Genomic DNA, 15,177 nt, shown 5'->3' with positions numbered 1-15,177 from the left:
ACCAGGGAAGGAAAGATATTAAAAAAAGTAATGTTGTTTTAATAAATTGAATTTGCCAATAAGCGGCGATAAATTAGTAGCAGCCCTTGTTGAGTTGAGAGCGGACGCCGGGGCGGGCTGTCCTGTGTAGATGCCGCACCCGATCGCATTTTCCAGTCTCAAGAAAACAGTTGCATTCATATTTGAGTACCACTTAAGCTTGGTTGCTGTTGCGAGTCTGGCTAGCCAGCTCCAACAGTTGCGCCCAGCGTTTTTGGACTTGTTTGGGAGTGCATTTGATCGCGGTGGCGATCGCCTTGTCGCTTTCTTGATTCCGCTTCATTTCTAACAATTGCTGCATTTCCGGCGACAGTTGAGCGCGAAAAGCTTCCCATTTGTCCGAAGTCATTCCCAGCTTTTGATCGACATCAGCACCCAGCCATTCGTGGACGAGTTTCCAATTTTGAGTGCGGGCAAATTTTTCGACGTGGTACTTAAACCGTTGTTGCAAGTAGTCGCGCTGGCGGGAAGACAAACCGAGCACGCGGTCAATTTCCGAAGCCGAAAGGTCTTGCAATTTTAAAGTTAAGTAATTCACGCATTCTGGCTGATTTTGCGATTCCAGATAGGCGATCAATTCCGAGACTACTCGATCGCGCAGCACAGCATCAGCAGGATCGACAGTTTCCGATACCATTTGCTCGCGCACTTGTTGCAGCGCCGGAGAGCGGCTGTAAATTTCCGCATCTTCTCCCTTGCCGGATTCTACAGCCATTTCAATGTCGATCGCAGTTTCGGGAGGCTGGCCCTTGGCAAATCCTTGAGCGCGCAACACGATCAGGCGTTGGCGGTTGCGGCCGGGCAAACCGATTTGGCGCTTGGCGTAGTGTTCGGTAAAAGCCATGTACTCAGCCAATTCTAGCTGCGTGCGGGGCTGGTAGGTGACATCGAGTTGATGTTCGCGACGGAAAGCTCGCAGAGATTCGATGTAAAAGCCTTGCAAAAAGTCTTCAATCATGTTGTAGCGAGCTTGGAAGTTCAAGTTCGATCGGAAAGAAGCAACATGGCGGTAAATCATCGCCGCGAGGTGAGAATGCAGTTCGACGCGGCCTTGTTTGGAACCGAGGCGGTAGTATTGCAGGGTTTTTTGCAACCGGTGCTCGGCCAAGGTGATTTGCCAAGCTTCAACTTCGCCGGAAATTTGGATGCGATCGCTTTTTTGGCAAATCCGTTCAACTTCCTTAGCAATCCGCATCGCCACTGCTTGAGCGCTGCGGCTGGCAGTTTTCATTTCCCCTTGCAATTCTTTGAGGGCGAAGTCAGCCAAAGCGAGGATATCGATGCTGGGAACAGTATTGATTTCGGCGTTTGGTTCGCTGGAGGTAGCCGGAATGCAGTTGAAGCCAGAAGCGGTGTTGCAGTTGACGGTGGTGGCAGTTTTGGCAGTCATGGCATTTATCGGGTGGTAGGGCACAGCGGGTGTGCGAGGACATTTGTCAGAGTGTGAGGCGGCAGTTGCTGGCGGTTTCGCTTGCTGTGCTGATTCAACTCTCTATACATTGAATGTTACGGAAGTAGAGATAACCGTAGTTATGCCAGTGTTCCACTCTCTCATGCAACAGTTTTTGGCTGCTGAATCTGATTCTAATCGCTGGCTGTGGAAGATTGGTTTTATTGCCGTTAAAGCCTTACTTTACAAGCATTCTGAGCTGTTATGTGCGTGGGGCGATCGCCAGGAAAACTGAGGGTGCTGCCAGGCCGCTGAGTGGACAATCTAATAACTGGCTATTTGAGGGGGTTTTGGCCGTTAGAGATTGTGGAATCGAGACTTGGCAGAGTGTAGCTATCTGCAATGTCTTCAGAACCTACGCAACAGCAGTTAGGAAACCCGGTTAATCTGAAAATTTGATCTTATCCAAGAAGGAAGAAGGAATCAGAAAGAAGCACACAGAGCTTTGTTTGCAAACAATTCACCCTGATTCTTTCTCTAATACCAAAGTCACCGGCCCGTCATTCTCGATCGAGACTTGCATCATCGCTCCAAACAAGCCTGTTTCGACTTTTAAGCCGCTCTGGCGCAACTTTTCGACAAATTTATCATAAAAAATTTCGGCTCGTTCAGGAGCCGCTGCTCGGTCAAAGGAAGGTCGCCGACCTTTGCGGCAGTCCCCGTAGAGAGTAAACTGACTGACAACCAGCAACTCGCCGCCAATGTCTTGTACTGACTTGTCCCAGCGCCCGGTATCCGTGGCAGAGTCGGGAAACAAACGCAATTCCAGGCATTTGCGAGCCATCCAATCGAGTTCTGTTTCGGTGTCGGTGTCTGCAATACCTACAAGCAAGTTAAGTCCGCGGCCAATTTTGCCAATAATTCGATCGTCAATTTCGACTTGAGATGATTTTACTCGCTGGATGATGACTCGCATGGGAAATCGGTAATTGGTAATAGGTAATTACTCGTTACCAGGCTCTGGCCTGGTAACGCAGATCCAGAGGCTCTGCCTCCTATCTTCCTAAGTACCAGAGATGCAGAGCCTCGCTTACATCGGTTCCCAGGCCAGAGCCTGGGAACCAGTAACCTTTAGTTTTTCCCAAAACCTTTGCCGCGATTGGTTGAAGGCATACAAAGACAGTTTTCGAGTTGCGATCGCAAAGTCTCGGTATCCAAACCCTGACCGATGAGAACAAGCTGGTTTTTGCGATCGCCTTTCCACTGGTCATCGTCCATCGTAAATCGCTTGCCGCTCAAGTGAAAAATATGCCGTTTGGGACTTTCTTCAAACCACATAATCCCTTTCGCGCGAAACACATTTGTTGGCATTTGTTTGTCTAAGAAATATTGAAATTTTCTCAGAGAAAACGGCTTGTCACTCAGGAAAGAAATTGAGGTAAATCCGTCATTTTCTAAATGGTCGGAGTGGTCGTGATGGCTGTGGTCGTGATGGCTGTGGTCGTGATGGTCGTGATGGCTGTGGTCGTGATGGTCGTGATGGCTGTGGTCGTGATGGTCGTGATGGTCGTGATGGTCGTGATGGTCGTGATGGTCGTGACTGCTAGGAGTTTCTTCAGATTGGAAATATTTGTCCGATTCAAACAATCCGACGCTGAGGACAAGCGGTAGGGGAACTTGCGATTTTACTGTTCGCAGAATTCGAGCACCTTCTTTGACATCCCGAATCTTAACTTCCAACAAATCTAAATCTGCTTCTTCAACCAAATCAGTTTTGTTGAGGATAATTATATCGCCGTAAGCTATTTGACTGTAAGCTGCTTGAGAGTTGAATAAATCTAAGCTGTAGTTGGCTGCGTCTACTACTGTAACTATCGAATCGAGACGAGTCAGGTCGCGCAGTTCTGTGCCTAAAAAAGTCATTGCTACTGGCAGCGGGTCGGCGAGTCCGGTTGTTTCGACTACCAGATAATCGAGATTTTCTTGACGTTCCAGAACTTTGTAAACTGCATTAACTAAATCTTCATTAATAGTGCAGCAAATGCAGCCGTTGTTCAGCTCAACCATGTTGTCGTCGGTGGTGACAATCAGTTCGTTGTCGATGCCGATTTCGCCAAATTCATTTACCAAAACTGCTGTTTTCAAACCCTGCTGGTTGGTCAGGATGTGGTTGAGCAGGGTTGTTTTGCCGCTGCCGAGAAATCCTGTAATGATGGTAACGGGTAAGCCGTGTTTGGGAGCGTCCATCGCCGGTTCTGTCTCGGACTGAGTTGTAGATTGCATAGCTTGAATGTCAAATAATGTCGATCGCACTTTCTTTGTGGCTCTTATTGTATCTTAATTAGGACAAGGCCTGGTAAACCCAGTTTCTCGGAGAAATGTTGGGTTTGGTGGCATGGTATCTACGCATCAACCGGGAATCAGCCCGAGAGTGCAAAATAAGTGGGCCGCTAATTATCGGCAATTGCTAACGCGATCGCACTTTTTTATTTTTTTGATAAAATTTTGTCCAGAGTACCTGTCGCAGTTTTTGCCACTAACTCCAGCAGCGACAAATTTGGGACAGACTCAAGCCCAGTGCGATCGGCCAATTCCCCCTACTCTATAGCAATCCTAAATCATTTGTGAATTTCTTACTCCCTCCCCTTACCAAGGGGAGGGTTGGGGTGGGGTAAAAAATTTACGACTCCTGCAAGGATGGCTATATAATAGTTTTAATTATTGAGCAGCCTAAAATATTTAAACCTCAACGAAAACAGGGCGGTGGCTAACAACAGCCACCGCCCTCAAGATAGTATTGCGCTATCTAAATCTGTGCTTACGCAGGAAGCAAGACTGAATCAATAATGTGGATGACACCATTATCAGCAGCAACATCGGCTGTTGTAACGGTAGAATCATTGATTTTGACACCATTGGAAGCATCAATTTTAACTTCTGAACCTTCCACTGTCTTGGCAGATTTCAGCTTGACCACATCAGCGGCCATAACTTTGCCAGAAACGACATGATAAGTCAAGATTTTTGTCAGCTTAGGAATGTCCTTAAGCAGTGCTTCTACAGTACCTGCGGGAAGCTTAGCAAAAGCTTCGTCAGTAGGCGCAAAAACAGTGAAGGGGCCAGCGCCTTTAAGAGTATCTACTAAACCAGCGGCTTGGACGGCAGCAACTAGGGTAGTAAAAGAGCCTGCCGAAACGGCGGTATCAACGATGTCAGCCAAGTGAGTCACCTAGTTTTTGTAATCTGTAAATCACTATAACGCTAAAAAGTTAATTTAGCTACAGATATTTTTTCTCGTTCAGTTTGGTTTTCTTATATAAAATAGAACATTTTTTTATATATAACTCATGTCAGTAAATACCTACCTAAAGGTAGATTATAATTTACCGATTTTACTGTATTTTAATTTAGAAATGTAATCCTAAATACATTGGTAAGCCGATCGCCCCTGCGCGCTGTTTAAACTAAACGCAGGGGCGAGACAGCATCGCCCCTGCTACGACATTTTGATTGACTTGGCAAAACATTCAACCTTCAGCGCAGCGCTAACACATTACAAAAGCCTGCCACCCCGACTGATGGCAACAGTTTGGGAAATCCCGATCTAAACTGTTAACAACCACTAACTAGCGGAAGGGTGACATGAGATACAAACTACTAGGTCACAGCGGACTTCGCGTTTCGGAAATCTGCCTCGGAACCATGACTTTTGGCGAAGATTGGGGTTGGGGCGGTTCCTACGACGAAAGCCGGAAAATGTTCGACGCCTTTGCAGAAGCGGGCGGCAATTTCATTGATACCGCGAATCTCTACACCAACGGTACTAGCGAAAAATATGTCGGTGAGTTCATCGCAGCCGATCGCGAAAAATGGGTAGTTGCCACTAAGTATAGCCTCAACATGAAGAATGGCGAAATCAATGGTTTTGGCAACCACCGCAAAAATATGGTGCAAGCAGTAGAGGCCAGTTTGAAGCGATTGCAAGTCGAATACATAGATTTGCTGTGGCTGCACGCTTGGGATTTTACCACACCCGTCGAAGAAGTAATGCGCGCTTTTGACGATTTGGTACGCGCCGGCAAAGTTCTTTACATCGGCATTTCCGATACGCCGGCTTGGATTATTTCTCAAGCAAATACGATCGCCCACCTGCGCGGTTGGACACCATTTATCGGCTTGCAAATCGAGTATTCTTTAAAAGAGCGAACTCCTGAACGGGACTTGATCCCTATGGCAAAAGCCTTTGATATTGGCGTCACAGCTTGGAGTCCCCTAGCAGGCGGTTTGCTAACAGGAAAATACAACACTTCAGAAACAGCCAGCGAAGCTAAACGGCTGAATTCACCTGAATCGGGAAAAATTAACGAACGCGACCTCAAAATAGCTGACCAAGTTAGCAAAATAGCAGCCGAAATTGGCAAACCTGCTTCTCAAGTAGCCCTAAATTGGCTGATCCAACAGCCAGTCGAAGTTATTCCAATTGTGGGTTCGCGCAAACTCTCGCAACTTCAGGAAAATCTGGCTTGTTTGGAGTTTAAATTAACCCCCGAACAAATGCAGCAGTTAGACAAAGTAAGTGCAATTGAATTGGGTTTCCCTCACGATTTCTTAAAGAGTTCGACGGTGCAAGATTTTGCCTTTGGAGGAGGAATGGCCAAAATTGACAGCCGCCGACTGTAAAGTTGCTGCTATTTTCTAGTTGCGGGTTTACGTGGATATTTGGCGTTTGATTGCAGATATCGGCGAACCCGCCCTTAGAGGGATGATTGACATTGGTGCTGTGGGCGCGAGATTAAACTGACGCCCACAGCGCAAATGTCATCATCTTGGTTTCTTGGCATATACTCGCGCAAAATCTTAGGTTTATCGTTGCCGTTACCTGTTTTATTTGATATTGTTGAGATAGGTGATATTTTGTCAGTTTAACCCCACTGCATAAACTGTTAATTGTTAATCTATCGGAAGTTAGAAATCTTTGACGAAACTGTGTATATTAGGACACAAATTTTCCCTAAGAGCGATCGGATGAGTTAAAAAAAAGCAAGGTTTGTCAAATCAAAAAGCAACATAAACTTGATGGCAAATTTTCTCTCATCTTCAAATAAAGCAATAAAACTCGCTCTTTTTTCACCCCGTACCTGCCAGTTAAGAGTCATTTTACAAGGTCGATCGGCATTTTAAAGGCTTTTGAACCCAGCGTGCAAGCTAGGTGTCTCCTGAGAGAAAAGTCATCCTTCAGATAGAAGTTATGGCAGAAAAACTGGGTTACATTTAACAACAATAGCAAATCTAACAATATTAACTTATCTCAAAGTTTCAATTCTGAAAAAAGCAGATAAGCCGGTTTTTCCCGCAGCTAAACAGTTTCTTTGTTTGGCTCACTGAATGCGGCGCTTGCTCGTAAAACTTCTCACATTTATGCTTGCGACTTTCAGTAAGACCCTGCTGAGAAATATATCCTCTTGACCAATTTTAACTGACAATTTTTCATTGACAAATTCCAGAGGCTAATATGTCGCCCCCAGAAAACTCAGTCAACAATAATTATAGCAATAAAGAGCGAGCATGGGAGATCCGATTTACCTCTATAGATCCCGCCAAATCCCCCTCTCAATTCGCTCCCTCGCCCGCAGTGCGCGCCAACTTATCAAAAACTGAGGCTGTAGAAGCACCAGATTTAGTTTGCTTGTCTCATTTGCGGTGGAATTTTGTCTATCAGCGTCCGCAACATCTCTTGAGTCGTTGTGCCAAAACTCGTCGCGTATTCTTTGTAGAAGAACCTGTATTTAGCGCAGCTACAGATTGGTGGCTTGATGTCAGCATCCACGAAAGCGGAGTCTGGGTAATAGTACCCCACCTGAGCGAAGGAACCAGCGAAGCAACAGCACAAACTGCTCAGCAAGCCATGCTAGATGATTTGTTTAGAGCGGCAGAAATTAGCCAGTACATTCTGTGGTATTACACACCAATGGCTGTCAGCTTCACAAGCCACTTAAAGCCGCTAGCTGTAGTCTACGACTGCATGGATGAATTGTCAGCATTCAAAGGCGCACACCCCGATTTAAAAGCCAATGAAAACCAACTATTAAAGCGCGCCAGCGTAGTATTTACCGGAGGACACAACCTTTACGAAGCCAAACAGCACCAGCACCCAAACATTCACCCCTTCCCCAGCAGCATCGAAAAAGAACACTTTGCGACAGCCAGGAACCTTTCAGAAGAACCGGCGGATCAAAAAGACATTCCTCACCCGCGTTTGGGGTTTTATGGCGTCATAGACGAACGCATGGATATCGAACTGCTGGCGGGCATGGCCCAAGCAAAGCCAGACTGGCATTTAGTCATCATTGGCCCGGTGGTGAAAATCGACCCGGCAACTCTGCCAACTCACCCCAATATTCACTATCTCGGTGGCAAATCTTATCAAGAATTGCCAGCGTATCTTGGCGGATGGGATATCGCCATGCTGCCTTTTGCGATTAACGAATCGACTAAGTTTATTAGTCCGACGAAAACTCCAGAATACCTCGCTGCCGGCAAACCTGTCATTTCTACTCCTATCCGCGACGTGGTGCGGCCCTACGGAGAAAACGGCTTGGTTCGGATTGCTAGCAATTGGGAAGAATTCGTTGCTTGTGCCGAAGAAATCCTTAACGAAAGTTCGGACGTTCGCACCAAGTGGCTGAGTGAAGTAGATGCCTTTTTAGCAGACAATTCTTGGGACAATACCTGGGGCGAAATGCTGGGGTTGATCGAAAGTGCGATCGACGATAAAAAGCAGAAAGCTGAAGGCAGGATGAAAGTTTTAAGTTAGGAATGTTGAGGTTGAAGTTAAAGAGTTACACGTTACGGATTCAAAAATTAACACTCAACACTCCTCGCTGTATGTCCAATTACCAATTATTTCTTACCCTTACCCTTACCCACAATCAGAGGTGTTTCCATGTTTGACTATTTAATCGTCGGAGCCGGATTTGCAGGTAGCGTCATTGCCGAAAGACTAGCAAATGAAGCCGGAAAAACAGTTCTGATAATTGATACCCGCAACCACATCGGCGGTAACGCATACGATCACTACGACAATCATGGCATCCTCGTACACAAATACGGCCCCCACATTTTTCACACCAATTCGCGCCCTGTTTTCGAGTATCTTTCGCGCTTCACCGAGTGGCGGCCCTACGAACACCGCGTCCTCGCCAGCGTTGACGGTCAACTGCTGCCAATTCCGATCAATCTCAACACCGTAAACAAACTTTACGGACTGAATCTCACCTCATTTGAAGTAGAAGATTTCTTCGCGAAAGTAGCAGAACCAAAGGATTATATTCGCACTTCCGAAGATGTCGTTGTCAGCAAAGTCGGCCGCGAACTTTACGAGAAATTCTTCCGCAACTACACCCGCAAACAGTGGGGAATGGATCCGTCGGAACTCGACAACTCAGTGATTGCGCGCGTACCCACTCGCATTAACCGGGACGATCGCTATTTTACCGATACCTATCAAGCAATGCCCCTGCACGGCTACACTCGGATGTTTGAAAAAATGCTTTCTCACCCAAACATCAAGGTGATGCTGAATACCGACTACCGGGAGATTGAGGGTTTTATTCCTTACGGGGAAATGATTTACACCGGGCCAGTCGATTCCTATTTCAATTATTGCTACGGCAAACTTCCTTACCGTTCCTTGGAATTTAAGCACGAAACACTGAACGTAGCCGTACACCAAGAAGCACCGGTGGTAAATTACCCCAACGAGCATTTATATACTCGCTGCACCGAGTTTAAATACCTCACCGGACAAGAGCATCTAAAAACTAGCATTGTCTACGAATATCCCCAAGCTGAGGGAGACCCTTACTACCCGGTTCCGCGTCCAGAAAATGCCGAAATATACAAGAAATATAAGGCTTTGGCTGATGCAACTCCGGGAGTTTCTTTCGTGGGAAGGCTGGCGACTTACAGGTATTACAACATGGATCAAGTAGTCGCTCAAGCTCTAACAACTTACACGCAACTTACTACCAAGCCGATGATTGAATTGGTAGAAAATGTTAACGGTTCTGCCTCTAATGTCAGCTCATCCAATGGAGTCGCCCATCGCCCAGCCGCAGCTTCTCTAGAAGTCGCTGCTGTCAACAACGGCAACGGCAAATCTCCTAGTAAGTAGCTGGAAGCTGCGAGTTACGGGTAAAAAGGTAAGGTGCTCATAGAGCACCTTACTCGGTTTTCATCAAAAGTTATTTAATAATTCAAACAAGCATTGAGGTAAAAATGAACGTTCTAGTTAAAATTGTTTTGTCTCATGAGGTTTTGGAAATTTCTCAGTTTGCTCAGTTTCAGAAAGAAATACAGCGCCTCATTGAAAGCGGTGGCAAAATTCTGATGCTGGACTTCTCAAAAATAAATTTCCTGAAAAATTCCGAGTTAATGGCTGTAGTGGCGATCGTGAAATTAGTGAGAGACAGCCAGTGTATACTTTTGATCTCTGCCATGAGCGAACAAGTTAGAATTCTATTTGAACTCACGGGACTACAGCAAATATTTCAGTGTTTGCCGTTTGCCGAAGAATTTTCTCTCACAAGTGAGCTAACTGAACAGTTAGGAGGTTTGCCAAGTCTTGCTAGCTAGAGGGAGAGGGAGAGAGGGGGGATAGGAAAAATCTTCCTGGTTTATTGTTCCTTCTTCTGACTAATGACTTCAGCACAAGACAGCCTTTAGATGAGGCTGTTTTAATGTGCAGAACTTTGGCAAATTAATTAGCAAAAAACTTGTCAAAGTGGGGGTAATTGTAGCTAACCTATAAATATAACTTTGGGTAGATGTGCCGATGAGTTGGTTAGGTAGAGAACTAGAAAATTGCGAGATAGAAGAGTCTGCAACTCTTGATAGTAAGGTGACAGTTCAAGGACGCAAAACAGGTTATCCGCGCCCCCAACTGCGCCGGAGCAACTGGATTTGTCTCAATGGTAAGTGGAGGTTTGCTTACGATGACGCGGGCCACTGCGTGCAGCCGATCGATATTTCTGAGTGGACTCACACTATAGAAGTGCCGTTTGCTCCAGAATCGGCAAAAAGCGGGATCGGCGACACGAATTTTCACGCCAACTGCTGGTACGAACGCGAATTTGACGTACCCCACACAGAAGGCAGAGTTCTCCTCCACTTTGGGGCCGTAGACTACCGCGCCCGCGTCTGGGTGAACGGTCAGTTTGTCATCGAACACGAAGGCGGACACACTCCTTTCACCGCAGACATTACAGCAATTGTGAACCTCAACGGGATGCAGCGGGTGACAGTCTGGGCCCACGACGACCCCCAAGATTTGGAGCAACCGCGGGGCAAGCAAGACTGGCAAATAGAGCCCCACAGTATTTGGTATCCGCGCACGACGGGCATTTGGCAGACAGTCTGGGTAGAATTGGTGCCTCACACTTATATCGAGCGCATCCGCTGGACTCCCCAGTTTGAACGCTGGGAAATCGGTTTTGAAGCGTTTGTCGCGGGCGATCGCCAGTCGGGAATCCAGATTAAAGTTAAACTGTCGATCGGCTGTTTGCTGCTAGTCAACGACACCTACGAAGTCCTCAACGGCGAAATCCACCGCCGCATCGCCCTCTCCGACCCTGGTATCGACGACTACCGTAACGAATTGCTGTGGAGTCCCGAAAAACCGACGCTAATTAACGCCCAAGTGCAGTTGTGGGCCGACGGCAAACTACTCGACGAGGTTAAATCTTATACCGCCATGCGGACGGTTAGCATCCAGCGCGATCGCTTCATGCTAAACGGCCGCCCCTACTATTTGCGACTGGTGCTCGACCAAGGTTACTGGCCCGACACCATGATGACTGCCCCTTCAGACGAAGCTTTGCGGCAGGATGTCGAATTAGTCAAAGCAATGGGTTTCAACGGCGTCCGCAAGCACCAAAAAATCGAAGACCCCCGATTTTTGTACTGGGCTGACGTGCTGGGGCTCCTAGTTTGGGAAGAAATGCCCAGCGCCTACCGCTTCACTCCCAAAGCCGTGCAACGGCTGACGCGGGAGTGGACAGAAGTCATCGAGCGCGACGCCAGCCACCCCTGTATCGTAGTCTGGGTGCCGTTCAACGAATCCTGGGGAGTTCCGAATTTAGTCGAAGCGGCAGCCCATCGCAACTACGTGCAAGCGCTGTATTTCTTGACAAAAACCCTGGATTCGACTCGCCCCGTCATCGGTAACGACGGCTGGGAAAGCATCGATACCGACATCCTGGCGATTCACGACTACGACAACAACCCGCAAACCCTAGCCAAGCGCTACGGGCCCGAAGTCCAGCTAGCCGATTTGTTCGATCGGGGGCGTCCCGGCGGGCGAGTCCTCACCCTCGACGGCCACCCGCACCAAGGACAGCCGATGATGCTGACAGAATTCGGCGGCATCGCCTGCGCCGGTCGCGAAAACCCTGATTTTTACCGGGTTTGGGGCTACGTGCGCGCGTCGGACACGCTGGAACTGCAAAGGCGCTACTGCGCGTTGTTGAAGGTGGTAAACCGAGTGGAAATGTTCAGCGGATTTTGTTACACGCAGTTAACCGATACTTTCCAAGAAGCTAACGGTTTGCTGTATGCCGATCGCACTCCCAAGTTTCCCCTAGAGGCGATCGCGGCGGCAACTCTCGGCTGGGATATTCCCGAAGAAAGTTCACAGCCGCAAGCTATTACTCAATGCTAAATAGACTAAAGAATCAAGAGGGTATTTAAGTAAAAGTAGGGTGCGTCGCTGCCACAATCCCAGCTATTTACAAAGATTCCTTAGCGACGCACCATAACGCCATAACTAAAAGTAGAGTGCGTCGCTGCGACAATCTCAGCTATTTACAAAGATTCCTTAGCGACGCACCATAACGCCATAAGTCTGACGTAACTTAAGGTTTAGTCTGGTGCGTCGCTACTGAGATTTTTGCTTTGAGTTGAAGCTAGTCGAGGGCGACGCACCCTACGATACTAAAGTCATTACTACGAACCTTAAAACCTCACTGTCAACTGTCAACTGTCAACTATCAACTATTTAACAACGATGTTTCAAAGTTTTTTCATGGGCGGTTTTGAGTGCTCTACCCACAAATTGCGATCGGGAAAACGCCTCGATGTCACAGCCGCCACCGGTCACGATAAATTTGCAGCAGCCGACTACCAACGCTTGCAGGAACAAGGCATTTACACAGTCCGCGAAGGCCTCCGCTGGCACTTAATTGAACAGACACCCGGAAAATATGATTTTTCCAGTTCCCTGCCAATTATCCGGGCCGCCCGCGACATGAAAATGCAGGTAATTTGGGATTTGTTTCACTACGGCTGGCCAGACGATATTGATATTTTCAGCCCCGAATTTGTGTCCAGGTTTGCAAGCATGGTGCGCGCTTTTATGGAAGTGCTAACTGAAGAAACAGACCAAACACCTTTTGTAACACCTGTCAATGAAATTTCATTTATTGCTTGGGCCGGCGGCGATGTCGCCTACATCAATCCGTTTGCGAAAGGGCGGGGAGACGAGCTAAAAATCCAGTTAATCAAAGCTTCGATCGCCGCGATAGAATCAGTTTGGGAAGTCAATCCCAACACCCGGATCGTTCAAATCGACCCCACAATTAACATTATTGCTGACCCTGACAAACCGGAGGATCGGGACGCGGCGGAAGGTTATCGCTTATCTCAATATCAAGCTTGGGATATGTTGGCTGGACGTTTTCGCCCGGAACTCGGCGGTAAGGAAAAATATCTCGATATTATTGGGGTGAATTATTACGATCGCAATCAGTGGATTCACAATGAAGCTCCGATGAAATACACCGATCCGCTGTACCGCCCGTTTCGCGAAATGCTGCAAGAAGTGTTTGAGCGCTACGGCCGCCCCTTATTTATAGCAGAAACAGGCACTGAAGACGATTTTAGACCTGTCTGGTTTAATTATGTGTGCACTGAGGTAGCGGCGGCGATGAAAGCAGGAGTTCCGATAGAGGGAATCTGCTTGTATCCGATTGTCAACCATCCGGGTTGGGACGACGACAGGCACTGTTACAATGGTTTGTGGGATTATTGCAATGATCAGGGCGATCGGGAAATTTACCAGCCTTTGGCGGATGAATTGCAGTTTCAAAGACAGCAGATTGAACCGCTGTTGAAGTTGCAGAATTGATGATTGCTATATAATTCTGTAGGGTGCGCTGCGGCGCACCTTATACTAAATCTGCGTTAAAAATTCCCGATGATTTCCTAATATTTTATTCGCTCAACTCAGCATAAAATAGTCAAGCTCATCTACATTGTGAATAATCTTGGAATCAGGAACGCCATAAGCTTCAGCTAATTCGATACTAGCTTGCAATCTCACTTCGAGGTTTAAGTTAGGATCAAAAGCTGCTTCTGCTAAATTACCTAGTCGTTCATAGGTAGCAAGAAGATTAGCAACGGCTGCCTTGTAAGCTCGGTCAATTTTAGCCAGGGACTGTTGATAATATTGTTCCACTTGTCGAGCAAGATGAGTATCTTGTCCCAATAACTGCTTGCAAAAACCAGTCACGATTCGACCCGCGATCGCACCAATGACAGCGCCAACAACAGGAATCGGAATCAAAGCTTGTCCGATAGTAGCTCCAGCAGCAACAATGGCTGAATCAGCACAAGCAAATAAACTTAATTCAACGAATTGATCGGCAGTAATTTCCCCTCGGTTCAAACTACCGACTAAACTAGCAACTTCCAAGCCGGCACTAACAAAAGCACCAGCTAAGGGTGCAGACATTTGGGTAAAATTGGTTAACCCATAAATAACTGTTGCCGATATACCACTAAGTGCAGCTCCTTTTGCGGTATCAATTCCAATTTCTTGCCAGTCTTCGGGGGTTAACTCACCCTTAAAAACGTTTTTACCTTGCTTATACTTAGCGTAAAGCTTAGTAGCAAATCGAATACTACCACCAATAACCGCGCCTTTAACAGCAACGTTACCAAAATCAGCCAGAGTAGGTTGAGCCTCGTAGCGTATCCCATCCTTAATTTGTTTGTGTTCTTGCTTTAATTCATGCTCTTTGCGGTCTAGCGTATCGTCAACTTTGCCTATTTGCACATCTTCATAGTTAGACGATCCAGCTTGAACAGTCTGACTGAAAGGACGACCCGACATCTGCTCTATTTCTTGAGCTTTTTCTTGTATTTTTTGAGCAGTACGACTTGTTATTCCCTCGACTTGTTGCCCTTTCAATATTTTATCAATAATTTCATATTGGTTTTTAGGGATATGGTAATATGACCCATCTCTGCCAAAGTTTTCGTATTTCTTCATGTGGTCGAGAACGTGGTCTAAATTATTGCCAACCCCATTCACAAATTTAGACTGTACTTTAATACCATCAATTAAATAATCTTCCGGTGCTGTTCTACCCACTCCCTCAAAAGTAGCGCGAGTTTCAGAGGAGTTCAAAAGAGATTTTGCATTGCGAATACCAACTTCCACTTGCTCAGCTATTTCACCGTGTTTTGTGCTTGTGTTTCCCAGAATTTTTTCGGGGCTACCTACAAAATCACGAACTTTATCAATCTCTCCGACCGCTGCAAAAAACGCTCGGTCTTGTTTACTGAGTTCCGTTGCAAGCTGTTCTGCATGGCGCAGATTTTCCTCTGCTACTATTGCAGCAACGAATTGAGTTGTCAGATGTCTATCTTCTCTGTTTTCCATGCTTAAAAAATTGCAGCATTACTCCCTA

General features: G+C 46.8%; 12 protein-coding genes. 7 read left to right on the top strand and 5 right to left on the bottom strand.

The features are described from left to right. Positions 1-193 precede the first annotated feature (193 nt). Positions 194-1,429, bottom strand: a complete 1,236-nt coding sequence (locus QT973_RS01690) for a HetZ-related protein (protein WP_333053741.1) — start codon at positions 1,427-1,429, stop codon at positions 194-196. Positions 1,430-1,472: 43 nt separating this feature from the next. On the opposite strand from QT973_RS01690, the gene QT973_RS01685 reads away from it, so the two are divergent. Further along, a complete protein-coding gene (locus QT973_RS01685) occupies positions 1,473-1,724 on the top strand; it encodes a hypothetical protein (RefSeq protein ID WP_333053739.1) in 252 nt (83 codons plus the stop codon). Between the two features lie 225 nt (positions 1,725-1,949). On the opposite strand, the gene dtd is transcribed toward QT973_RS01685, so the two are convergent. From dtd to QT973_RS01670, 3 genes are all read right to left on the bottom strand, one after another. Next, positions 1,950-2,405, bottom strand: a complete 456-nt coding sequence (gene dtd, locus QT973_RS01680) for a D-aminoacyl-tRNA deacylase (RefSeq protein ID WP_333053738.1) — start codon at positions 2,403-2,405, stop codon at positions 1,950-1,952. Between the two features lie 155 nt (positions 2,406-2,560). Further along, the gene (locus tag QT973_RS01675) at positions 2,561-3,712 is read right to left on the bottom strand and encodes a GTP-binding protein (protein WP_333053737.1); all 1,152 of its coding nucleotides are present in this window, start codon (positions 3,710-3,712) and stop codon (positions 2,561-2,563) included. A gap of 535 nt (positions 3,713-4,247) precedes the next feature. Next, a complete protein-coding gene (locus QT973_RS01670; protein WP_333053794.1) occupies positions 4,248-4,649 on the bottom strand; it encodes a fasciclin domain-containing protein in 402 nt (133 codons plus the stop codon). Positions 4,650-5,071: 422 nt separating this feature from the next. Between QT973_RS01670 and QT973_RS01665 the strand changes: the two genes are divergently transcribed. The 6 genes from QT973_RS01665 to QT973_RS01640 all read left to right on the top strand — a co-directional run bounded on the left by QT973_RS01665 (position 5,072) and on the right by QT973_RS01640 (position 13,610). After that, positions 5,072-6,109 carry an aldo/keto reductase gene (locus tag QT973_RS01665; RefSeq protein WP_333053736.1) on the top strand — a complete coding sequence of 346 codons (1,038 nt, stop codon included), beginning with the start codon at positions 5,072-5,074 and terminating at the stop codon, positions 6,107-6,109. An 832-nt stretch (positions 6,110-6,941) separates the two neighbouring features. Then, complete coding sequence (locus tag QT973_RS01660) at positions 6,942-8,243, top strand: glycosyltransferase family 1 protein (protein ID WP_333053735.1); 1,302 nt, start codon at positions 6,942-6,944, stop codon at positions 8,241-8,243. 129 nt (positions 8,244-8,372) lie between these two features. Further along, on the top strand, positions 8,373-9,602 hold the full coding sequence (gene glf, locus QT973_RS01655; protein WP_333390411.1) for a UDP-galactopyranose mutase: 1,230 nt from the start codon (positions 8,373-8,375) through the stop codon (positions 9,600-9,602). 104 nt (positions 9,603-9,706) lie between these two features. Continuing rightward, positions 9,707-10,063, top strand: coding sequence for an STAS domain-containing protein (locus QT973_RS01650; protein ID WP_333053731.1), 357 nt, complete (start codon positions 9,707-9,709; stop codon positions 10,061-10,063). A 199-nt stretch (positions 10,064-10,262) separates the two neighbouring features. Continuing rightward, positions 10,263-12,146 carry a glycoside hydrolase family 2 TIM barrel-domain containing protein gene (locus tag QT973_RS01645; RefSeq protein ID WP_333259168.1) on the top strand — a complete coding sequence of 628 codons (1,884 nt, stop codon included), beginning with the start codon at positions 10,263-10,265 and terminating at the stop codon, positions 12,144-12,146. 345 nt (positions 12,147-12,491) lie between these two features. Further along, positions 12,492-13,610, top strand: coding sequence for a beta-glucosidase (locus QT973_RS01640; RefSeq protein ID WP_333390408.1), 1,119 nt, complete (start codon positions 12,492-12,494; stop codon positions 13,608-13,610). 93 nt (positions 13,611-13,703) lie between these two features. Here the strand turns inward: QT973_RS01640 and QT973_RS01635 are convergent, their stop codons facing one another. Then, positions 13,704-15,149: a hypothetical protein gene (locus tag QT973_RS01635; protein ID WP_333390406.1), complete on the bottom strand. Its 1,446-nt coding sequence runs from the start codon at positions 15,147-15,149 to the stop codon at positions 13,704-13,706. Positions 15,150-15,177: the final 28 nt, after the last annotated feature.

The sequence above is a fragment of the Microcoleus sp. Z1_A1 genome, from assembly GCF_036700305.1.
Taxonomy (GTDB): Bacteria; Cyanobacteriota; Cyanobacteriia; order Cyanobacteriales; family Microcoleaceae; genus Microcoleus.
This window is presented reverse-complemented; position numbering and strand designations above follow the sequence as displayed.

Bases quoted from the DNA above. Each gene is read 5' to 3' on its own strand.
- QT973_RS01690 (WP_333053741.1), bottom strand. From the start codon at position 1,429: ATGACTGCCAAAACTGCCACCACCGTCAACTGCAACACCGCTTCTGGC.
- dtd (WP_333053738.1), bottom strand. From the start codon at position 2,405: ATGCGAGTCATCATCCAGCGAGTAAAATCATCTCAAGTCGAAATTGAC.
- QT973_RS01675 (WP_333053737.1), bottom strand. From the start codon at position 3,712: ATGCAATCTACAACTCAGTCCGAGACAGAACCGGCGATGGACGCTCCC.
- QT973_RS01665 (WP_333053736.1), top strand. From the start codon at position 5,072: ATGAGATACAAACTACTAGGTCACAGCGGACTTCGCGTTTCGGAAATC.
- QT973_RS01660 (WP_333053735.1), top strand. From the start codon at position 6,942: ATGTCGCCCCCAGAAAACTCAGTCAACAATAATTATAGCAATAAAGAG.
- glf (WP_333390411.1), top strand. From the start codon at position 8,373: ATGTTTGACTATTTAATCGTCGGAGCCGGATTTGCAGGTAGCGTCATT.
- QT973_RS01650 (WP_333053731.1), top strand. From the start codon at position 9,707: ATGAACGTTCTAGTTAAAATTGTTTTGTCTCATGAGGTTTTGGAAATT.
- QT973_RS01645 (WP_333259168.1), top strand. From the start codon at position 10,263: ATGAGTTGGTTAGGTAGAGAACTAGAAAATTGCGAGATAGAAGAGTCT.
- QT973_RS01640 (WP_333390408.1), top strand. From the start codon at position 12,492: ATGTTTCAAAGTTTTTTCATGGGCGGTTTTGAGTGCTCTACCCACAAA.
- QT973_RS01635 (WP_333390406.1), bottom strand. From the start codon at position 15,149: ATGGAAAACAGAGAAGATAGACATCTGACAACTCAATTCGTTGCTGCA.